We start from the raw sequence: 21,222 nt of genomic DNA, 5'->3' as shown, positions 1-21,222 counted from the left end.
GCTCACGACCTCTTCAGCTTGGGGTCGAGCGCATCGCGCAGGCCGTCGCCGATCAGGTTGATGGCGAAGACGGTGATCAGGATGGCGAGGCCCGGGAAGGTCACCACCCACCAGGCGCGCAGGATGAACTCACGTGCTTCGGCAAGCATGGTGCCCCATTCCGGCGTCGGCGGCTGCGCGCCCATGCCGAGGAAGCCGAGCGCGGCCGCCTCGAGAATGGCGTTGGAGAAGGACAACGTCGCCTGCACGATCAGCGGCGCTATGCAGTTGGGCAGGATGGTGACCAGCATCAGCCTGAGATGGCTGGCACCGGCAACCTTGGCCGAGATGACATATTCGCGGTTCTTTTCCGCCATCACGGCGGCCCGGGTCAGCCGCGCGAAATGCGGCTGCAGCACGAAGGCGATGGCGATCATGGCATTGACGAGGCCAGGGCCAAGGACCGCGACCAGCACCAGCGCCAGAAGCAGCGACGGGAAGGCCAGGATGATGTCCATGATGCGCATGATCAGCGTATCGACCCAGCCGCGGCAATAGCCGGCGAGCAGGCCGAGGATGACGCCGGAGATCAGTGCCGTGGTGACGACGACGAAGCCGATGGCGAGCGAGAAGCGTGAGCCATAGATCAGGCGCGACAGCATATCGCGGCCGACGGCGTCGGTACCGAGCAGGAACTGCGCATTGCCGCCCGCCTGCCAGGCCGGTGGCGTCAGGAAGAAGTCACGGAACTGATCGTCAGGCGAATGCGGGGCGAGCAGCGGCGCGAAAAGAGCGACCAGGATCAGCAACGCGAAGACGAAGAGCCCGATCACCGCGCCCTTGTTGATGGAGAAGTAGTGCCAGAATTCCGCGAACATCTGCAGCCGCGCGTCCTGCGGCTTGACGACGGTGGCGGCTTCGACGGTGGCTGGGCCTTCGTTGGTCATGTCAATTGGCCCGTATGCGCGGGTTGATGACGGCGTAGAGCACGTCGACGATGAGGTTCACCGACATGACGATCAGCGCGATCAAAAGCAACCCGCCCTGGACGGTGAAATAGTCGCGCTTGGAAATGGCGTCGATCATCCATTTGCCGATGCCGGGCCAGGAGAAGATGCTCTCGGTCAGGATTGCGCCGGTGAGCAGCGTGCCGACCTGCAGGCCGATGGTGGTGACGACCGGAATCAGCGCGTTGCGGAAGGCATGCAGGCCGACGACGCGGAAAGGGGTCAGGCCCTTGGCACGCGCGGTGCGCACATAGTCCTCACCCAGCACTTCGAGCATGGCCGAACGCGTCTGCCTGGCAATGACCGCCAGCGGTATGGTGCCGAGCACGATGGTCGGCAGGATGAGGTGCGACACCGCCGAACGGAATGCGCCCTTCTGCCCGGAAATCAAGGAATCGATGGTCATGAAGCCGGTCACCGGCTTGAAGAAGTAGAGAAGGTCGATGCGGCCGGAGACCGGCGTCCAATGCAGCGTGCCGGAAAAGACGATGATCAGCAGCAGACCCCACCAGAAGATCGGCATGGAATAGCCCGCCAGCGCGGTGCCCATGGTGAGCTGGTCGAACCAGGAGCCGCGGCGGATCGCGGCGAAGATGCCGAAGGCGACACCGAAGACGACGGCGAAGATCATGGCGAAGATGGCGAGTTCGACCGTTGCCGGGAACCGCACCAGGAAATCCTTGAGCACCGGCGTCTTGGTGGAAAACGAGGTACCGAAATCACCGCTGAGGATGTTGGTCAGGTAGGTCAGATATTGTTGCCAGATCGGCAGGTCGAAACCGAACTGGTGCATCAGCGCCGTGTGACGTTCGGGCGACAGGCCACGTTCGCCCGCAAGCACCAGCACCGGATCACCGGGCAGGATACGCACGAAGCCAAAAGCGAGGATGGTTATCCCGATGAAGGTCGGGATGATGAGGGCGAGCTTGCCTAGGATATAACGCAGCATGGCGGGCGAGGTGGGGCGGCAGCTTGTGGCGCCGCCCCGTTTCGCGAACCTTATTCGGCGATATCGACGCCGTCAAAGCGGTGAATCCCGAGCGGATCCATCGCAAAGCCGGTGACGGTCTTCTGCATCGGCATGAACACCTTGGAATGGGCGAGCGTTGCCCACGGTGCCTGTTCCTTGAAGATGACCTGTGCCTGTTCGTAGAGCTTGGTGCGCTCGGCCTGGTCGGAAACCGTCTTGGCCTTGTTGATGAGCGCATCGAAGTCCTTGTTGCACCATTCCGCGCGGTTGTTCGAACCGACGGAAGCGCAACTCAGGAGCACGCCGAGGAAGTTGTCCGGATCGCCATTATCGCCGGTCCAGCCGACGATGACTGCGCCGTCGTGATCGACCGCCGAAGCGCGCTTGAGGTATTCACCCCAATCGTAGCTGACGATGTTGACCGTGACGCCGACCTTGGCGAAATCCGCCTGGATCAGTTCGGCGGTGCGGCGGGCGTTCGGCATGTACGGGCGCGAAACGGGCATCGCCCAGACGTTCATCTTGAGATCCTTGACGCCGGCTTCCTCAAGCAGCTTCTTGGCCGCATCCGGATCGTACGGATCGTCCTTCACGTCCTTGTTGTAGGACCACATGGTCGGCGGGATCGGGTTGATCGCCACCTGGCCGGCCCCCTGGAAGACCGCGTCGATGATGGCCTTCTTGTTGATGGCCATGTTGAGCGCCTTGCGGACGCGCACGTCGTCGAACGGCTTCTGCTGGGTGTTGTACATCAGCGCGCCGACGTTGAGGCCCTCCTGCTCGTCGACCTTCAGGTTCGGATCCGCCTGCAGGCCGGCAATGTCGGCCGGGGCCGGGTACGACATGATATTGCACTCGCCGGCCTTGAGCTTCTGCGCGCGCACCGCCGGATCGGTGGTGATGGCGAAGACCAGGTCGTCGATCTTCTGCTTGCCGCCCCAATAGTCCGGGTTGGCCTTGTAGCGGATGGCGGCGTCGGTCTGGTAGTCGACGAAGATGAACGGGCCGGTGCCGACCGGCTTCTGGTTGAACAGTTCAGGCGTCTTGTCGGCCTGCAACTTGTCGGCATATTCCTTCGACACGATCGAGGCGAAGTCCATGCCCAGCGTCGGAATGAAGGTGATCGCCGGCTCCTTGAGGGTGAACTTCACCGTCAGGTCGTCGACCTTCTCGACCTTGGTGATGTTGTCGCCGAACTGGTCATTGTAATACTGGTAGGCAATGCCGGGAATGTACTGGAACCACGGGCCGTTCTTGTCGACCTGACGCTGGAACGAGAACACCACGTCGTCGGCGTTGAAATCGCGCGTCGGGGTGAAATAGTCGGTGGCGGCGAACTTGACGCCCTTGCGCAGCTTGAACGTATATTCCTTGCCGTCGTCGGAGATCGTCCAGCTTTCAGCCAGTCCAGGCGAGGTCGTGGTCTTGCCGTGATCGAACTCGACGAGGCGGTTGAAAACGGTACGCGAGGACGCGTCGAACGTCTGGCCCGCGGTGTACGGCGCGGGATCAAAGCCCTCCGGCGATGCTTCCGCGCAATAGACCAGGGTTTTCGCGTTGGCCACGCCTCCCAGGACGCTTGCAGCCAGCAACGCGGCTGCAAAAGTCAATTTCTTCTTCATTGAGCACTCCCTGATGTTCTTCCAAGCCCCTCTATCAGGCTCGCGAAGCGCGCATATAAGCACCGTTTTTCCGGCTTTGGAACACCCCGTTTGCTTACCCCGCGGGAAGCAGGAAAAGAATCCGTAATTTTGCTAAATGGCAGAAGAAATTAGCAGTTTTTTCCATTCACGATATTATTAACGACCGCATTTTTTTATTGATCCGGCATATGGCGACGTCGCCGCCGCGTCGCGTCTTCAGCCGGCCATGGAAGCGGAGAGATACCGTTCCAAGCGTCGCCGGCGGGGAAGATTTTCGGCGGTAAATCTTTCGGCGCCTTGCCGCAAGGGCAAGACTTGCACCGCCGCCGATAGAGGCAATACATAGATGGTCAGGCTGGCGGCAGCGGAGGACGTCTCTGTCATCTGGAGGCGGGCGCGGCACAGGCGACCAAGAGACGGGCGAAGAAGAATTGCTAGGGAGGAACGGGTGGCAAAAGCATCGAAGGCGCCAGTGAAAGTGTCGGCCAAGGCGGTTTCGAAACCAGCCACAGCCGACGGCCCGAGCAAGGCTGCTGCCAAAGCCGCGGCCGCCAAGGCAGGCGCAAAGCCCGCCAAGACAGCACCAGCGGCAAAGGCGGCGACCACGGCCAAGGGCGCCGCCAAGCCGGCCGTGAAAGCCGCCCCGGCAAAGACCTCGCCAACGAAGCCTTCTCCCGTCAAGGCAGGGGCGAACAAGACCGGCGCAACGAAGGCCGCATCGCCAGCGAAGGCGGCGGCACCGTCACCGCCGCCCGCACCAGGCCGGCGACTGCCGAAGGCACTCACCGAGCTCGTCGCCGGCCTGCCAGAAAAACCATGGCTGAAAAGCTATCCGAAGAACATGCCGGCCGAGATCGGCCCCCTTCCCCACAGCTCCATCGGCGACTTCCTTGTCGCCGCGTGCAAGCAGTTTTCCGGCCAGCCGGCCTTCACCTGCATGGGCAAGTCGATCACCTATGCGGAACTCGAGCGGCTCTCGGCGGCATTCGGCGCCCATCTGCAATCGACGGGACTGCAGAAGGGCGCGCGCGTCGCGCTGATGATGCCGAACGTACTGCAGTATCCGGTGGCGATGATGGCGGTGGCCCGCGCCGGCTATACGGTGGTGAACGTCAATCCGCTCTACACGCCGCGCGAACTTGAACACCAGCTCAAGGATTCCGGGGCGCAGGCCATCGTCATCCTCGAAAACTTCGCAAGCACGCTGCAGGCGGTGGTCTCCAGGACCTCGGTCAAGCATGTCGTGGTCGCTTCCATGGGCGACATGCTCGGCGGGCTGAAGGGCACGATCGTCAATCTGGTCGTGCGCCGCGTCAGGAAAATGGTGCCGGCCTGGTCATTGCCCGGTCATGTCAAGTTCAACGCGGCGCTGAAGGCCGGCAGCGGCATGAATTTCAAGCCGGCCACGGTGGCTGCCAATGATGTGGCCTTCCTGCAATATACCGGCGGCACCACGGGGATATCGAAAGGCGCGACCCTGTTGCACAGCAATGTGCTGGCCAACGTCGCGCAGAACTCGCTCTGGGTCGAAGACGCCTACACGATCAAGCCGAAGCCCGCGCATCTCAACTTCGTCTGCGCATTGCCGCTCTATCATATCTTCGCGCTGACGGTGAACGCGCTGATGGGCATGCAGCAAGGCGCCCAGAACATCCTCATTCCCAACCCGCGCGACATTCCAGGCTTCGTCAAGGAACTCGGGAAATATCCGGTCCACATCTTTCCCGGCCTCAACACGCTGTTCAATGCGCTGCTCAACAATGAGGATTTCCGCAAGCTCGACTTCAAGCCGCTGATCCTGACGCTGGGCGGCGGCATGGCGGTGCAGAAGGGCGTTGCCGAGCGCTGGAAGGCGCTGACCGGCTGCCCGGTCTCGGAAGGCTACGGCCTGTCGGAAACCTCGCCGGTGGCGACCGCCAACAAGTTCACATCGGGTGACTTCACGGGCACCATCGGCCTGCCGCTGCCCTCGACCGAAATCGCCATCCGCGACGATGACGGCAACAATTTGCCGCTGGGCGAGGTCGGCGAGATCTGCATCCGGGGTCCACAGGTGATGGCCGGCTACTGGAACCGGCCCGACGAGACCGCCAAGGTGATGACCAAGGACGGCTTCTTCAAGTCGGGCGACATGGGCTTCATGGACGAGCGTGGCTACACCAAGATCGTCGACCGCAAGAAGGACATGATCCTGGTCTCCGGCTTCAACGTCTATCCGACCGAACTCGAGGAGGTCGTGGCCATGCATCCGGGCGTGCTTGAAGTCGCGGCGATCGGCGTGCCGGACGAGCATTCGGGTGAAGTGCCGAAGCTGTTCATCGTCAAGAAGGATCCAGCCCTGACCGTGGAAGCCATCACCGCTTTTTGCCGCGAGAACCTTACCGGCTACAAGCGGCCCAAATACATCGAGTTCAGGACCGAATTGCCGAAGACGCCGGTCGGCAAGATCCTGCGGCGGGCGCTGCGCGGCTAGTGATCCTTGCCGACAATGATGCACCAGACCGGCGCCCTCGCCTCGATGCGGCGGAATTCATCAAGGCCAACATGCGCCTTGTCCCGGTGCCCGCACTTCCCGAAATCCGGCTCTACACCGCCCACCCGGGCAGTGGATTGAGACGGCTGGTCGAGCCCGAAGACGGCGCCTACGCGGATGTGGACACGCCGGAACCGCAGCCGCCCTACTGGGCCTATGCATGGGCCGGCGGCGCCGTTCTGGCGCGCTATATCCTCGACCATCCGATGCGCGTGGCGGGCCGCCGCGTGCTCGACCTGGGCGCAGGGTCCGGCCTAGTCGGCATCGCCGCCGCGAAGGCCGGCGCGTGCGAGGTGGTTGCCGCCGAGATCGACCGCAACGGCATCGCCGCGCTCGGCCTCAATGCCGAGGCGAACGGCGTCGAGATCACCATTGCCGAAGGTGATATTACCAAGGGCCTGCCACCGGCGGTCGACCTCGTGCTCGCAGGCGACGTGTTCTATAGCCGCGACGTTGCCCGACGGATCACCCCCTTCCTCGATCGCTGTCTGGCAGCAGGCATCGATGTGCTGGTCGGCGATCCCCGCCGCAACGATTTGCCGCTGTCGCGGCTGCGACTGCTCGCCGAATATCAGGTGCCGGATTTCGGCGATGCAAAGGGTACTGCAAGCAAGCAGAGCGGAGTGTTTTCGTTCGAGGCGGAACGGTGGTAGGGGAACGGGCATTGCAGCCGCGAGGCTCAAAGTGATGTCGGTGCCAGAATTCGCTTGGAATCCCGACGCGGGTTCCGTCTAAAATATGTTTGATAGCTTTAATCCGATCCGTTCACAGATATTTGTGCGTTACATTGGTTGTAAGTATCTCCTTGGACGGGCTCTTAGTTGACTTCCGGGCTCGGCCCAGCCAGCCTGCTAGCCCTCGACCGGTAGATACCAGATGGCGACGGTAACGCCAATGTTACCGCGACTTTAGAACTCATAATATTACCTAGATCGTAACAATGATCAAACAGGCCAATTATAAGATAACAGTACTGACTGTGGCTTCTGCCGGAATATCAATTTTCATGCCTTCGTCGCATTCTCTCGCGGGCGAACTGGTTATCACCGAACAATTGACATGTGGAGCGCTCGGCGACTCAGAGCGGCAGCAATGGGAAACTGCCGCCGCCTCAGGCAACACGGCAGCGCTCAACAATCTCGGGTTCATGTACGTATTGGGTTGCGGTGTGAAGCCAGACCCGCAGCGCGCAAGGGATTACTTCGGGCAGGCCGCCGACAAGGGCGACGCCCAAGCAGAGCACAATCTAGGATACCTCTACGATAGAGGCATCGGCGTGGCTCAGAACAGTGCTCTCGCGTTTGGCTGGTATACCAAGGCGGCGGCTCAGGGATTTGCTCAATCGGAATTGAGCCTAGCCACAATGTACCAGATCGGCCAAGAGGTACCAAAGGACCCGGTCAGGGCCGCCGAACTCCTCCGCCAGGCGGCGGACCAAGGGTTTGCGCTTGCTCAATTTCAACTCGGCGCAGCCTATGAAAGCGGCGAAGGCGTTGAGCGCGATTATGCTCAAGCGATGATGTGGTATCAGAAGGCGGCAGCCCAGAACGATCCCACGGCGCTAGTGGCAATTGGCTATTTATATGAATATGCCCGGGGTGTTCCACAGGATTTCACCGCTGCCATGCACTGGTATCGGGCTGCCGCCGCGCTAGGCAGCCCTATCGGGGAAAATAATCTGGGCGGACTTTATGACACCGGTAGAGGCGTCGCACGCGATGCCGCACAGGCCGCCATTTGGTACGCAAAGGCCTCGGCGCAAGGACTGTCCGCAGCCAGTGCCAATCTCGGCACCCTCTATGCGGCCGGCAAAGGAGTGCCGCAAGATTATCAACGTGCTGTGGAATTGTTTTCGACTGCGGCTGAACGTGGGAATGCTAAAGGTGAGTATAATCTCGGAACGGCCTACTTAACCGGAAAAGGCGTGGGGCAAGATTATGCCCTCGCTCGTCACTGGCTCGAAAAATCAGCAGATCAAAAAAATCCTCGAGCGCAATATGATCTGGCTGCTATATACATGAATGGTCTGGGTGTCGAAAAGAACATTGAAAAAGCGATAACTCTGCTTGAAGAGAGTGCAAATAATGACGAACAGGACGCCCAGATTGCGCTTGGTGCAATCTTTGAATTTGGTATCGGTGTAACAAAAGATCGATCAACCGCTATTATGTACTATGAGAAAGCCGCCAAATCCGGTAATATGAGAGCAAAAGATGCACTTAAGCGCCTTTCTTGACGAATTTTATCTAAATTTCTCTCTGTTCCCAGAAGGCCGTGACCGTAGAGCAAGCTATAGGGGTAGATTTGGCGTCGGATTGGAAGCGGATGCTGCGGTAGATGGACCGCTTAATCGCGGGAGGCGGTCGGCTGGGCCGACTGAACGGAACCACCTTGTCCGCTTCCTACTCCGGCCATCCCGAGAGCAGACATTCGGCTCTCGGCCCCATCTCAGCCATCAATGGCAAAGCGCCTTTCCACCCCCTCCCGATCAAACCGTCTCCTTGACCGGCGTTGAAAGGAAATCCGGCAGGTCGGCAACCGAATCCAGGATGATGTCGGCGATCTCGGCCAGCGATTCGCGCGTACCGGTGCCGGAAAGTACGCCGACCGCCAGGCCACAACCGCCGGCACGCGCCATTTCGAGGTCGTGGCGGTTGTCGCCAACCATGGCGATCTCCGACGGCTTCAGCCCGGTGAGGTCGCAGAAGGCCTGGATGGTGTCGGGCGCGGGTTTGGGATTGGCCACCGCGTCGTAGCCATAGGCCGCGTCGAAAAGCTGCGCGACGCCGAGCGTGACCAAGGTCTTTTCCGCGCCGCTGGTCGAATCATTGGTGGCGACGCCAAGCCGGTAGGATTTTTTATGCAGCGCCGCCAAGGTGTCGACGACGCCTGGCAAGGCCACCGCCATCGTCGAGCCCTGCACCGAGGTGATCTCGTTGAAGCGGGCGACGGCCAGCATCTGATCTTCGTTCGACAGGCGCGGAAACCACAGTTCGACGACGTCGAGATTGGTGCCGGAAGCAAAGATGGAGTCCGGCTTGAAGCGCCGGTTGGCGAAATCGAAGCCGGCGGCCGCGAGCAGCCTGTCGGCCTTCCAGCGGTCGCCATCGGATGCGTCCATGGCCATGAAGTCGGCAACGCCGAGCCAGGTCGCGTTGAAGTCGACAAGTGTCCCGTCCTTGTCGAACAATATCCCCTTGATGTCTGCCAAGTCGATCACTCCGAACCACGCAATTGGTGGATGCGTTCCACAAGGCCCCTTGTAGAGGCGTCGCGGTTTGCGGCGCTTTCCTTGCCTTCCACGACAGGCAGCAGGCCGGTCGCCAGTTCCTTGCCGAGCTCGACACCCCACTGGTCGAAGGAATTGATGTTGAACAGCGTACCTTCGACGAAGACGCGGTGTTCGTAGAGCGCGATCAGCCGGCCGAAGGTGCGCGGGTCGAGCTTGCGATAGAGGATGGTCACCGACGGCCGGTTGCCGGAGAAGACACGATGCGGCGCTATCCTGTCGACATCCGCCGGCTTCATGCCCTTGGCCAGCATCTGCGCGCGCGCCTCGTCCAGCGTGCGACCCTTCATCAGAGCTTCCGACTGCGCCAGGCAGTTGGAGAGCAGCAGGTCATGCTGGTGCTTGAGCTCCGGCTCGTGGCCGACGGCCGCGGCAAGGAATTCGACCGGGATGAAGTCGGTCCCCTGGTGCAGGAGCTGAAAGAAGGCGTGCTGGCCATTGGTGCCGGGCTCGCCCCAGACCAGCGGCCCGGTCGGCGTCGTCACGGGCGTGCCGTCGAGGGTGACACCCTTGCCGTTCGATTCCATATCGAGCTGCTGTAGATAGGCCGGCAGCCTGGACAGGCGCTGGTCATAGGGGATGACCGCGCGCGCCGGATAGCCGCAGATCACGCGATGCCACCAGCCGACCAGCCCTAGAAGCGCCGGCAGGTTCCCGGCGAGCGGGGTGGTGCGGAAGTGCTCGTCCATCTCATGCGCGCCGTCGAGGAAGGCGCGGAAATTTCTTGGGCCGACGGCGATCATGACAGGCAGGCCGATCGCGCCCCAGACCGAATAGCGGCCGCCGACCCAGTCCCAGAAGCCGAAGACACGATCCTGCTCGATGCCGAACCTGGCCACCAGGTCGAGCGCCGTCGAGACGGCGGCGAAATGCTTGCCGACCGCTTCCTTGCCGAGCGCCTTCTGCACCCAGTCGCGCGCCGTCTGCGCGTTGGTCATCGTCTCGACCGTGGTGAAGGTCTTGGAGGCGATGATGAACAGTGTGGTCTCGGCGGACAGGCCCTTCAGCGTGTCGTGGATATGGGCGCCGTCGATGTTGGAGACATAGTGCGCGCGCGGTCCGTCATGATAGGGGGCGAGCGCCAGCGTCGCCATGGCCGGGCCGAGGTCGGAGCCGCCAATGCCGATGTTGACGATATCGGTGATCTTCTTGCCGGTGGCACCTAGCGCCTTGCCGGAGCGGATCGCGTCGGCAAAGGCCCCCATCGCGTCGAGCACGGAAATGACATCCGCCTTGACGTCCTGGCCGTCGACCGTGACGCCCTTGCCGCTGAGGTTGCGCAGCGCCGTGTGCAGCACGGCGCGGTCTTCGGTGATGTTGATCTTCTTGCCGGCAAACATGGCGGCGCGGCGGCCCTCGAGATCGGCGGCGGCGGCCAGCTTCTCCAACAAATCCATGGTGGTGGCGTCGACGGCGCATTTCGACCAGTCGAGCAAAAGGTCGCCGTCGGTGGCGGAGAATGTCTGGAATCGCTGTGGATCGGCGGCGAAGGCTTGACGCATGTCGGCCGGCGCACCGGCGCGATGATCGCGCAAGGCGGCAAGCTGCTTCTGGAAGGCTGACTTATCCACTGGCGGGTAGCTCCTGGCGTTTTGGATGCACCATATCAGACCGGATGTTTCCGGCGCGTGTCGTCGCGGCACAACTATTGAGCCGAACTCCGTGCGGTCAATACGCGGCGATGCCGCATCGCATCACGATGCGATGACACAATGTGTCGCTCAGGGAGGTTGCAGCGCCCGATTTCGGCCGGAAGGATCACTGGCATAAATCCCAAAGATCAGAAAAATTGATTGGCGCAACCCCTTGTGCCACCGTTACATTCGACTGGTCCAGCCAAGCGAAAAAAGCTGGCCATCGAGGAACATCTTCCATGCCACAGAGAAACGACACGGCGATATGGTCCGGCCTGTTCCGGATTTCGGCTGAATCCGGCCAGACCCTGCAGGCGCAGATCCGCCAGGCCATCGTGGCCGCCATTCTCGACCGGCAGATCGCCGCTTCGATGCCGCTTCCCTCCTGCCGAATCCTGGCCGAAAAACTCGGCGTGGCACGCGGAACCGTGGTTCTCGCGTTCCAGCAGCTCGTCGACCAGGGGTTCCTGGTGGCGCGCGAGCGGCGCGGCCATTTCGTCAATCCAGACGTGCTGGCGACACCGGCCAAGCCGCACCAGAAGGCGCCCGACCAGGCCAATGAGATCGACTGGAAGGCGCGCCGGCAGATCGCCGCCAGCGACATGCCGCCGCCGGCCAAGCACGAGAACTGGATCAAGTCGTCCTACCCCTTCGTCTATGGCCAGTTCGACCCGGCGCTGTTCCCCACCGCCGAGTGGCGCGAGTGCAACCGCATGGCGCTGGCCGTGCTCGAGATCCGCAACTGGGCGTCCGACATGGTCGATCGCGACGATCCGCTCTTGATCGAACAGATCCAGGCGCGGCTCCTGCCCCGGCGCGGCATCTTCGCCAATCCCGACGAGATCATCGTCACGCTTGGCGCCCAGAACGCGCTGTACATGCTGGCTTCGCTGTTGATGACCAAGGGCTCGAAGGTGGCGATGGAGGATCCTGGCTACCCCGACGCGCGCTCGATCTTCCGCCTTGCGGGCGCCGAGATCCAGCCCGTGCCTGTCGACCAGTCCGGCATCGTAACCTCTTCCATCCCCAATGATTCCGGCTTCGTGTTCGTCACGCCCAGCCATCATTGCCCGACCATGGTGCCGTTGTCGGCCGAGCGGCGGCAGGATCTGCTCGCACGTGCCAACCGTCACAACCAGATCATCATCGAGGACGGCTATGACAGCCAGCTTCTCGACGAGGCGCCGCAGCAGGCGTTGAAGAGCCTCGATCGCTCCGGCCGCGTCGTCTATGTCGGCTCGATGTCGAAGACGCTGGCTCCGGGCCTGCGGCTTGGCTACATCGTCGCGTCGGCTGGACTAATCGCGGAACTCAGGGCACTGCGCCGTTTCATGCTGCGCCATCCGCCGGCCAACAATCAACGCGCCGTGGCGCTGTTCCTGTCGCTCGGCCATCACGAGGCCCTGGTGCGGCGTCTGTCGAGCGCCTTTGACGAGCGGCGCAAGCGTCTGGTCCATGCGATTTCCGCTTTCCTGCCGGAATGGCGTTCGACCGATTCGGCCGGCGGCACGTCGCTCTGGCTCGAAGGGCCGCGGGGCACCGATTCCCGTGGTTTGGCCGAGGCCGCCGCCTCGCGCAGCGTCATCATCGAGCCGGGAGACCGCTTCTTCGACCGCACTGAAAAGCCTTCGCGTTTCATGCGGTTGGGCATTTCCTCGATCGCGCTGCAGCACATCGAGCCCGGCATCCGCGAACTCGCCACAGCGGCCGGGCGCAGACCGGCCGCTGCCTGATCCACCCACCCGATCCTTTGACCGGAGCCCCAAGGGCGGTTCCGGTTCCTTTAGCTCTGGCACATGCAACCGAACCGGCTGGCCCATAGGCTGTGCCAAAGCCGGCGGCATAGTCGTGGCACAAAGGGGAAGAAGCAGCCGATGGTGGACCAACCGCCGCCCTGCTTCCGAGAAAGCTGGGAGTGTCTCCATGTCAGTGGTTCTTGAAAAGCAGGAAGCGGCGGCGGATCAGCGCTCGCGCCGCTCCGGTGGACGCGAAGCGCGCCGAGCCATGCGGGCAGCGCCGCTGGCAGACGACATCAGGCCGGTGCGCGCCGGCCTCGAGGGCGGCAGCTACGGGCCGTTGCGCGGGAACGACCAGGAACGCATCCACGAGGCGGTGCTGACGCTGCTGGAGACGGTCGGCTTCGCCAATGCGATCCCTTCCTGCATCGAGGCACTGACCAAGGTCGGCGCCACCCATGGCGATGATGGCCGCATCCGTTTCCCGCGCGCGCTGGTGCTCGACACCATCAAGAAGGCAGCGCGCAACTTCACCTTGCACGGCCAGGACCCGAAACACGACATGGTGATCCAGGGCAAGCGCGTGCACTACGGCACGGCGGGTGCCGCCGTGCATCTGGTCGATGTCGAGAAGCGCGAATATCGCGAGTCGCTGCTGCAGGACATCTATGACGCGGCCCGCATCGTCGACGGGCTCGACAACATCCATTTCTTCCAGCGGCCGATGGTGCCTCGCGACATTCCCGATCCGCTCGAAATGGACTTCAACACGCTCTATGCCTGCGTGATGGGCACGTCCAAGCATGTCGGCACCTCGTTCACGGTGCGCGAGAACGTGCAGCCGGCGCTGGAGATGCTCTATGCCATTGCCGGCGGCGAGGAGAATTTCCGCGCCCGGCCTTTCGTTTCGAACTCCAACTGCTTCGTCGTGCCGCCGATGAAGTTCGCCGAGGACGCCTGCGGCGTGCTCGAGGCCTGTGTCGAGGGCGGCATCCCGATCCTGCTGCTGTCGGCCGGCCAGGCCGGCGCGACCGCTCCGGCGGCGATTGCCGGCGCGGTGGTGCAGGCGGTGGCCGAAGTGCTGGCCGGCCTGGTCTATGTCAACGCCATCAAGCCGGGACATCCGGCGATCTTCGGCACCTGGCCGTTCGTGTCGGATCTGAGGACCGGCGCCATGTCGGGCGGCTCGGCCGAGCAGGCGGTGTTGACAGCTGCCTGCGCGCAGATGGCGCAGTTCTACGATTTGCCCGGCGGCTCTGCCGCCGGCATGACGGATTCGAAACTGCCCGACATCCAGTCCGGCTATGAAAAAGGCATCACCGACGTGATGGCCGGTCTTGCCGGGCTCAACCTGGTCTATGAATCGGCCGGCATGCATGCCTCGCTGCTCGGCTTCTGCCTGGAAAGCCTGATCATCGACAATGACATGCTCGGACATTGCCTGCGCTGCGTCCGCGGCATCGAGGTGACCGATGAAGCGCTGTCGATCGACACCATCGCCGAAGTCTGCCTGAAGGGACCGGGCCACTATCTCGGCAACGAGCAGACGCTGCGGCTGATGCAGACCGAGTATTTCTATCCGGCCGTCGGCGACCGGTTTTCGCCGAAGGAATGGAACGAAAAGGGCCGGCCCGACATATTGCAGCGCGCGATCATCGAGAAGAAGCGCGTCCTTGCCGAACGTTTCCCGCGCCATGTGCCGAAGCTGCTGGACGACAGGCTGCGCGCGCGCTTCGGCGACATGATCAAGCTGCCGCGCGCCAATATGGGCGGCTGAGTCAAAGAGTCAGTCGGCGCCCAGGCCGTAGCGTTCGACCACTTCGGCGTTGATCAGCTTGGCATGCAGCGTCATCAACACGATCTGGGCGTCGAAACTGTCGCCGGCCTCGACCGCGTGCTCGATACGGCGCTCCACGTCCTGCCGCTGCCGCAGGCCGTGGGAGCGTTCGAACGCCTCGGGTCCGGCAATGCAATAGCTGAACAGCCGCGCCACGTCCGGGTAGGCCTGTGGCGGCGGCTCGTCGGACCAGCGATCCTTCATCAGATTGACGAGGGTGAGTTTCACGCCCTCCGGCACAAGGGCGGGATGAAGATCGGCGTCGCGCAATGCCGTATCAAGCTGCCTCAGATCGCCCGATCGTCCGAACATGCCGAGGAAGCCAAGGGAAGAGCGTCGCTGCGCCATGATGTTCCAATCCGTTTCCAACCACTTAAGTGGTCGGCGAGCGGAATACAAAGGCAGGCGAATATCTAAGCGCGTCGCGTTGAAACGGGTTCATGTGACACGCCTCAGGTCTTTGTTTTCATGCATGTCGTTCTCCCCAAAACCGAGATCACCTTTTGGGCGAGATGCATTAGCCGCTCGCCGCCAGCAGCAAGACACCGGCAAGGGCCGATCCGGCGAGTGTCGGCAGCATGCCGATCTTCAGCTTCAGGACGGCGATCATCGCGGCACAGGAAAGCAGCGCCGCACGCCAGTCGATCGACGAAAGTATCGGCACATTCATGCCGAGGCCCGTCGCGTGCACCTCACGGAAAACGACGTGCAAGGCAAACCACAAGGCAAGATTCATGATGACGCCGACAACAGCGGCGGTGATCGCGCCGAGCGCCGCCGACAAGGCCCTGTTGCCGCGCAGCGCCTCGATATATGGCGCGCCAAGAAATATCCAGAAGAAGCACGGCGTAAAGGTCACCCACAGGGTCAGCAGCGCTCCGAGCGATCCGCCAAGCAATGGGTTCAGCGACCCGGCGTGACGGAACGCGGCGATGAAGCCGACAAACTGCAGCACCAGGATGAGTGGCCCAGGCGTGGTTTCGGCAAGCCCAAGCCCATCGACCATTTCACCGGGCGCGAGCCAGCCAAAGGACTGGACGGCCGCCTGCGCGACATAGGCCAGCACCGCATAGGCGCCACCGAAGGTGACGACCGCCATCAGGCTGAAGAACCGGCCGATCTCGGTCCACACGCTGGCGGAACCGGTGAACCACCAGATGAGCAGAACCGGTCCGAGCCAGATCGGCAGCCAGATCGCGACAGTACGTGGCGCATGCCACCTGGTCGGTTTGACATGGGTCAGTTCGCCGCGTTCGAACATCAAGTCGACGGCGCCCTTGACGTCGGGACCGTCATCCTTGCCGTGCGCCGAACCGGAGAAGAGACCAGGGGAGAGGCGGTCTCCCAGCCATCCTGTCAGACCCGCGAGCAGGATAATCAGCGGGAACGGCACATTCAAAGCGTATATGGCGATGAAAGCTGCGACCGCGATCGACACCATGGCCCGGTTTTTCAGGGCGCGCTGTCCGATGCGGATCACCGCCTCGATGACGATGGCAAGCACGGCCGCCTTCACCCCGAGGAAAAGCGCCTCGACGAGCGGCATGTCGCCATAGATCACATAGAGGCTGCTCAAGATCAGCATGACGAGCGCGCCGGGCACGACGAACAGGATGCCGGCGACAAGGCCGCCGATCGTCCTGTGCAGCAGCCAGCCGATATAGATGGCGAGTTGCTGGGCTTCCGGGCCAGGCAAGAGCATGCAGTAGTTCAGAGCATGCAGGAAACGCTGTTCGCCGATCCAGCGCCGCTCCTCGACCAGTTCCCTGTGCATCAGGGCGATCTGCCCGGCCGGTCCGCCGAAGCTGAGCAGTCCGATCTTCGCCCAGAGCTTCACGGCTTCGGCAAAGGTCGGCACGGCCGGCGCCTCGACGTTCCCCGACTTGTGTGCAGGCGCAACGGCGCTCATGACGGTTTACCCGCGCTGGGCCAATTGTGGGTTTCCTCGGTGGCGTCGCGGCACCAGCGGAAGAACGCATCGTAGAGCAGCATGCCTGCTTCCAGTTGCTCCAGATCGTCGCGAAACATCCGCGACAAGCCAAGCGAGGCAGCCAGAAAGCCGGCGGCCTGGGGCACCAGATCGAGGTTTGCGGTATCGGCAGCGCGCACCATCACGGCAAGGCGATCGAGTGCGGCGGATTCCAGCCCGAATTCCTCGATCATCGTATCGAAGGTGCAGCGTTCGCCACGATGGCTCCAGAACACGTTGTCGATGTCGAACGGCTCGGCCTGAAAGCGGTCGGCCACAGCAGGCACTTCGGCCGCCTCGACGAACAGGAAGACCGCGCGAGGATCGATGAAACGCCGGATCAGCCAGGGGCAGGCGATGCGGTCGACCTTGGGGCGCGCGCGCGTCACCCACACCGTGCGGCCCTTTTCGTCGCGCGGCGGCAATTTGTCGGTGCGGACCAGAAGCCCGTCCGCATCGCCCCAGGCTTCGAAACCGCCTTCGAGAGTTTCGGCGGGAATCCCCTCCTGGCGCAGCCACGCGGCTACACCTTGCGAGAGTTTGCGGCCTTTCTGGCAGACCACCACCACGGGCTTGCCGGCGAAGTCGGGCGCCCAGGTCAAAACGGTTTTGAAATCGCGACGGACCGAGGCCGGCAGCAGGCGCGGATCGGCGTCGAAATCCTCATCAATGCGGACATCGATGATTGCAGACGCACCCGGCAGGCCGACCAGACGGGATAGTTGCGATACGGTGATAGCGGTTGTTGACGGCATGGCGTCCACCTCCTGATAGAGAAGCCTGGACGCGAACGTTGGGCTGACGCCTCACGGGGTCGTCGCGATACACCCCTTGTTATGATCGTGGATTTGTTGGGCGCGCTTGTCAAGGATCGTGACCGGTCTCGAACGGCGGCCAGGACGCACAATGCCCAAACGAAAGCACGGCCGGCGGCCTGATTGATCAAGCCGCCAGCCGTCGATCCAATGTCAGTGGGTGTCCCCGGAGCAATCAATGATTGTCCCTGGGAACGCCGCTGGTATGGGCGACGTCCAGGTATTTCACGGCCGGCTTCAGCACCATCCCTTCCGAGAACTGGTCGACCATGCCGCGCTGGATCTCCTGCCACGGCGTCTGGTGCTTGGGGTAGTGGTAGCCGCCATTGCTCTCCAGCTCGGCGCGCCGCCTGGCAAGCTCTTCATCGCTGATCAGCATGTTGGCGGTGGCTTTGCGCAAGTCGATGCGCACACGGTCGCCGGTCTTGAGCAGCGCCAGTCCGCCGCCGATCGCGGCTTCCGGCGAGGCGTTGAGGATCGATGGCGAGCCCGACGTGCCCGACTGGCGGCCGTCACCGATGCAGGCCAGCGAGTGGATACCCTTCTTGATGAGGTAAGCCGGCGGCTGCATGTTGACGACCTCGGCGCCGCCGGGATAGCCGACCGGGCCGGCGCCGCGCATGAACAGGATGGTGTGCTCATCGATGCCTTGCGCCGGATCGTCGATGCGGGCGTGGTAGTCCTCCGGACCGTCGAAGACCATGGCGTTGCCCTCGAAGGCTTCCGGATCGTTCGGATTGGACAGATAGCGCTCGCGGAATTCCGGCGAGATGCCGCTCATCTTCATGATCGCGGAATCGAACAGATTGCCCTTGAAGTTGATGAAGCCGGCATTGGTCTTGAGCGGTTTGTCGACACTGTGGATGACGTCGGCGTTTTCGTTTGCGACACCCTTGCAATTATCGCCGATGGATTTGCCGTTGACGGTCACGGCCTCAGGATAGGGCAGCAGCCCGGCCTTCATCAGTTCGGCAACCACGGCTGGCACGCCGCCGGCATGATGATAGTCCTCGCCCAGATATTCGCCGGACGGCTGCAGATTGACGATGAGTGGCACCTTGAGGCCGATCTTCTGCCAGTCGTCATTGTCGAGCGGCACGCCGAGATGGCGGGCGATGGCATTGAGATGGATCGGTGCGTTGGTGGAGCCGCCGATCGCCGAATTGACGACGATGGCGTTCTCGAAGGCCTTGCGCGTCATGATGTCGGACGGCTTCAAATCCTCATGCACCATGTCGACGATGCGCTTTCCCGTCTCGTAGGCGATCTGGCCGCGCTCACGGTATGGCGCCGGGATGGCGGCCGAGCCCGGCAGTTGCATGCCGAGCGCCTCGGCCAGCGAATTCATCGTGGTGGCGGTGCCCATGGTGTTGCAATAGCCGGTGGAGGGCGCCGAGGAGGCAACGATGTCCATGAACTCGTCATAATTGATCTCGCCGGCCGACAGGCGCTGGCGCGATTCCCAGACGATGGTGCCGGATCCGGTGCGCTTGCCCTTGTGCCAGCCGTTGAGCATCGGGCCGACCGACAGCGCGATGGCCGGGATATTGACGGTGGCCGCCGCCATAAGCAGCGCCGGCGTGGTCTTGTCGCAGCCGATGGTGAGCACAACGCCATCGAGCGGATAGCCGTAGAGCACCTCGACCAGGCTGAGATAGGCAAGGTTGCGATCAAGGGCCGCGGTCGGGCGCTTGCCGGTCTCCTGGATCGGATGGCAGGGGAACTCGAAGGGGATGCCGCCCATCGAGACGATACCTTCGCGCACGCGCTTGGCGAGCTCGATATGGTGCCGGTTGCAAGGCGACAGATCAGAGCCGGTCTGGGCAATGCCGATCAGCGGCTTGCCCGACATCAGTTCGGCGCGGGTCAGCCCGTAATTCAGGTAACGCTCCAGATAGAGCGCCGTCATTCCCGGATTGTCGGGGTTGTCGAACCACTCCTGCGAGCGAAATTTCTTCTTTCCTGTGGGGGCGCCAGCCATCATGGTCTCCGTATTTGTATGACAAATCGATATGACAACGCGCGGATGCAGGCAAGGGGCACGCGCGATCTGAATCCGGACTTTGGTGCGATAGACATGTATCGGGCCGCGCGCTAGGACCAATCGACATCAGTTGCACGGGAGGTCTTGATGGCTTTGGTGATCGAAGGCGAGGAACGCATCGCGGCGCCCGTCCAGAAGGTATGGGAAGCTCTGAACGATCCGGCGGTGCTTAAGGAGAGCATTCCCGGTTGCCAGAGCCTGGAGAAGACGTCGGACACCGAGATGGCGGCGACGGTCGTGCTGAAGATCGGACCGATCAAGGCGACCTTCAATGGCGAGGTGACGCTGAAGAACCTCAAGCCGCCGCATTCCTACACGATCCAGGGCGAAGGCAAGGGCGGCATCGCCGGTTTCGCCAAGGGCGGCGCCGACGTGACGCTGACGGCGGATGGGCCGAATGCCACGGTGCTCAAATATGCCGCCAAGGCCGAAGTCGGCGGCAAGATCGCCCAGCTCGGCAGCCGGCTGATCGAGTCGACGTCGAAAAAACTGGCCGGGCAGTTCTTTTCGACATTTGGCGAGAAGGTCGGCGGCTGACCCTCTTCCCGGGAGGTCACTCGAAGACGATGCTCGGCACCGCCGCTTCGGCCGCGCCGCGTTCTTCATTGACCCTGTCCCAGACCTTGGTGGCGATGTCGCGGTAGGTTTTCGCGGCTGCGCCGTCGGGCTTCGAGACGACCACCGGCGCACCGGCATCCGAGCTTTCGCGGATGCCCATTTCCAGCGGCACTTCGCCGAGGAAGGTGACGCCGAGGCGTTCGGCTTCGCGGCGCGCGCCGCCATGGCCGAAAATGTCGTAGCGCTTGCCGGTGTCAGGGGCGATGAAATAGCTCATGTTCTCGACGATGCCGAGCAGCGGCACGTCGACCTTCTTGAACATGTTCAGCCCCTTGCGGGCATCGATGAGGGCCAGGTCCTGTGGCGTCGAGACGATGACGGCGCCGGCCAGCGGCACCTGTTGCGCCATGGTCAATTGCGCATCGCCGGTGCCGGGCGGCATGTCGACGACGAGCACGTCGAGCCTGCCCCATTCGACCTCGCGCAACATCTGTGTCAGTGCCGACATCACCATCGGCCCGCGCCAGATCATCGGCGTTTCCTCATCGACGAGGAAGCCCATCGACATCACCTTGAGGCCGTAATTCTCCATCGGCTTCAGGATCTTGCCGTCAACCGTCTGCGGGCGGCCATGGATGTCGAGCAGCTTGGGCATGGACGGGCCGTAGATGTCCGCATCGAGCACGCCGACCCGCAAGCCATTGGCGGCAAGGCCAAGCGCCAGGTTGACGGCGGTGGTCGACTTGCCGACGCCGCCCTTGCCCGAGGCAACCGCGATGATCGCCTCGATGCCGGGCACGCCGCGCTTGCCCTGGCTGTGCGAAGCGGGGGCATGCGGAGCGGAACGCGGTGCGGCGGGCGGAGCCGGCGGGGCCGGCCTGGACGCGGGACGAGCCGGAACCGGTGCCTCCATGCCGCCGCCCTTCTTTTCCGCCGTCAACGCGACAACGGCGCCGGCAACACCTGGAATTGCCTTGACGACACGTTCGGCGGCGGCGCGCAGCGGCTCCATCTCCTGCGCCCTGGCGGCTGGAACAGTGATCGAGAAGAACACTTTCGAATCGGCGATGAAAATCTCGGAAACCATGCCGAGGTCGACAATGTTGCCGGTGAAATCCGGCCCATTGACCGTCTTCAGACGCTCGGTGACGATTTCCTTGGTAACGGACATGATTTTATCCTGGCGTTGGGCTGCCGCTCAGATAGTG

At 62.7% G+C, this 21,222-nt stretch carries 16 protein-coding genes; 6 read left to right on the top strand and 10 right to left on the bottom strand.

The window, feature by feature from the left end; genetic code table 11:
• Window positions 1–2: 2 nt before the first annotated feature.
• The 3 genes from AC1VON_RS08080 to AC1VON_RS08070 all read right to left on the bottom strand — a co-directional run bounded on the left by AC1VON_RS08080 (window position 3) and on the right by AC1VON_RS08070 (window position 3,578).
• On the bottom strand, window positions 3–857 hold the full coding sequence (locus tag AC1VON_RS08080; protein WP_171883339.1) for an ABC transporter permease subunit: 855 nt from the start codon (window positions 855–857) through the stop codon (window positions 3–5).
• Between the two features lie 70 nt (window positions 858–927).
• Complete coding sequence (locus AC1VON_RS08075) at window positions 928–1,935, bottom strand: ABC transporter permease subunit (protein WP_172347143.1); 1,008 nt, start codon at window positions 1,933–1,935, stop codon at window positions 928–930.
• A gap of 50 nt (window positions 1,936–1,985) precedes the next feature.
• Entirely contained in the window at window positions 1,986–3,578 is a 1,593-nt protein-coding gene (locus AC1VON_RS08070; protein ID WP_483121413.1) for an ABC transporter substrate-binding protein, read from the bottom strand.
• Window positions 3,579–4,047: 469 nt separating this feature from the next.
• On the opposite strand from AC1VON_RS08070, the gene AC1VON_RS08065 reads away from it, so the two are divergent.
• The 3 genes from AC1VON_RS08065 (at window position 4,048) to AC1VON_RS08055 (ending at window position 8,368) form a co-directional block, all read left to right on the top strand.
• Window positions 4,048–6,072 carry a long-chain-fatty-acid--CoA ligase gene (locus AC1VON_RS08065; protein ID WP_483121411.1) on the top strand — a complete coding sequence of 675 codons (2,025 nt, stop codon included), beginning with the start codon at window positions 4,048–4,050 and terminating at the stop codon, window positions 6,070–6,072.
• Window positions 6,073–6,143: 71 nt separating this feature from the next.
• The gene (locus tag AC1VON_RS08060) at window positions 6,144–6,785 is read left to right on the top strand and encodes a class I SAM-dependent methyltransferase (RefSeq protein ID WP_483126289.1); all 642 of its coding nucleotides are present in this window, start codon (window positions 6,144–6,146) and stop codon (window positions 6,783–6,785) included.
• Between the two features lie 287 nt (window positions 6,786–7,072).
• A complete protein-coding gene (locus tag AC1VON_RS08055; protein WP_483121409.1) occupies window positions 7,073–8,368 on the top strand; it encodes an SEL1-like repeat protein in 1,296 nt (431 codons plus the stop codon).
• Window positions 8,369–8,620: 252 nt separating this feature from the next.
• On the opposite strand, the gene AC1VON_RS08050 is transcribed toward AC1VON_RS08055, so the two are convergent.
• Together AC1VON_RS08050 and pgi are read right to left on the bottom strand one after the other, a co-directional pair.
• Window positions 8,621–9,343 (bottom strand): HAD family hydrolase, encoded by a 723-nt coding sequence (locus AC1VON_RS08050; RefSeq protein WP_172347147.1) that lies wholly within the window; start codon window positions 9,341–9,343, stop codon window positions 8,621–8,623.
• Window positions 9,344–9,348: 5 nt separating this feature from the next.
• Window positions 9,349–10,992 (bottom strand): glucose-6-phosphate isomerase, encoded by a 1,644-nt coding sequence (gene pgi, locus AC1VON_RS08045; RefSeq protein WP_483121407.1) that lies wholly within the window; start codon window positions 10,990–10,992, stop codon window positions 9,349–9,351.
• A 302-nt stretch (window positions 10,993–11,294) separates the two neighbouring features.
• Between pgi and pdxR the strand changes: the two genes are divergently transcribed.
• Together pdxR and AC1VON_RS08035 are read left to right on the top strand one after the other, a co-directional pair.
• Window positions 11,295–12,788 carry a MocR-like pyridoxine biosynthesis transcription factor PdxR gene (pdxR, locus tag AC1VON_RS08040; RefSeq protein WP_056569714.1) on the top strand — a complete coding sequence of 498 codons (1,494 nt, stop codon included), beginning with the start codon at window positions 11,295–11,297 and terminating at the stop codon, window positions 12,786–12,788.
• 190 nt (window positions 12,789–12,978) lie between these two features.
• The gene (locus AC1VON_RS08035) at window positions 12,979–14,568 is read left to right on the top strand and encodes a trimethylamine methyltransferase family protein (protein WP_483121405.1); all 1,590 of its coding nucleotides are present in this window, start codon (window positions 12,979–12,981) and stop codon (window positions 14,566–14,568) included.
• A gap of 9 nt (window positions 14,569–14,577) precedes the next feature.
• Here AC1VON_RS08035 and AC1VON_RS08030 read toward each other — a convergent pair whose 3' ends face one another.
• The 4 genes from AC1VON_RS08030 to AC1VON_RS08015 all read right to left on the bottom strand — a co-directional run bounded on the left by AC1VON_RS08030 (window position 14,578) and on the right by AC1VON_RS08015 (window position 19,393).
• Window positions 14,578–14,976, bottom strand: a complete 399-nt coding sequence (locus tag AC1VON_RS08030) for a hypothetical protein (RefSeq protein ID WP_172347150.1) — start codon at window positions 14,974–14,976, stop codon at window positions 14,578–14,580.
• A gap of 169 nt (window positions 14,977–15,145) precedes the next feature.
• Entirely contained in the window at window positions 15,146–16,537 is a 1,392-nt protein-coding gene (gene chrA, locus AC1VON_RS08025) for a chromate efflux transporter (RefSeq protein WP_483121402.1), read from the bottom strand.
• On the bottom strand, window positions 16,534–17,352 hold the full coding sequence (locus AC1VON_RS08020; protein ID WP_483121400.1) for a chromate resistance protein ChrB domain-containing protein: 819 nt from the start codon (window positions 17,350–17,352) through the stop codon (window positions 16,534–16,536). The genes chrA and AC1VON_RS08020 overlap by 4 nt, the downstream gene beginning before the upstream one ends.
• A 235-nt stretch (window positions 17,353–17,587) precedes the next feature.
• On the bottom strand, window positions 17,588–19,393 hold the full coding sequence (locus tag AC1VON_RS08015) for an IlvD/Edd family dehydratase (protein WP_483121398.1): 1,806 nt from the start codon (window positions 19,391–19,393) through the stop codon (window positions 17,588–17,590).
• 150 nt (window positions 19,394–19,543) lie between these two features.
• Here AC1VON_RS08015 and AC1VON_RS08010 point away from each other — a divergent pair, with 150 nt between their 5' ends.
• Window positions 19,544–19,993: an SRPBCC family protein gene (locus tag AC1VON_RS08010; protein WP_172347153.1), complete on the top strand. Its 450-nt coding sequence runs from the start codon at window positions 19,544–19,546 to the stop codon at window positions 19,991–19,993.
• A 16-nt stretch (window positions 19,994–20,009) separates the two neighbouring features.
• Here AC1VON_RS08010 and AC1VON_RS08005 read toward each other — a convergent pair whose 3' ends face one another.
• Window positions 20,010–21,185 (bottom strand): Mrp/NBP35 family ATP-binding protein, encoded by a 1,176-nt coding sequence (locus tag AC1VON_RS08005; RefSeq protein ID WP_483121396.1) that lies wholly within the window; start codon window positions 21,183–21,185, stop codon window positions 20,010–20,012.
• Window positions 21,186–21,222: the final 37 nt, after the last annotated feature.

The sequence above is a fragment of the Mesorhizobium sp. HAY1-8B genome, from assembly GCF_056868045.1.
This window is presented reverse-complemented; position numbering and strand designations above follow the sequence as displayed.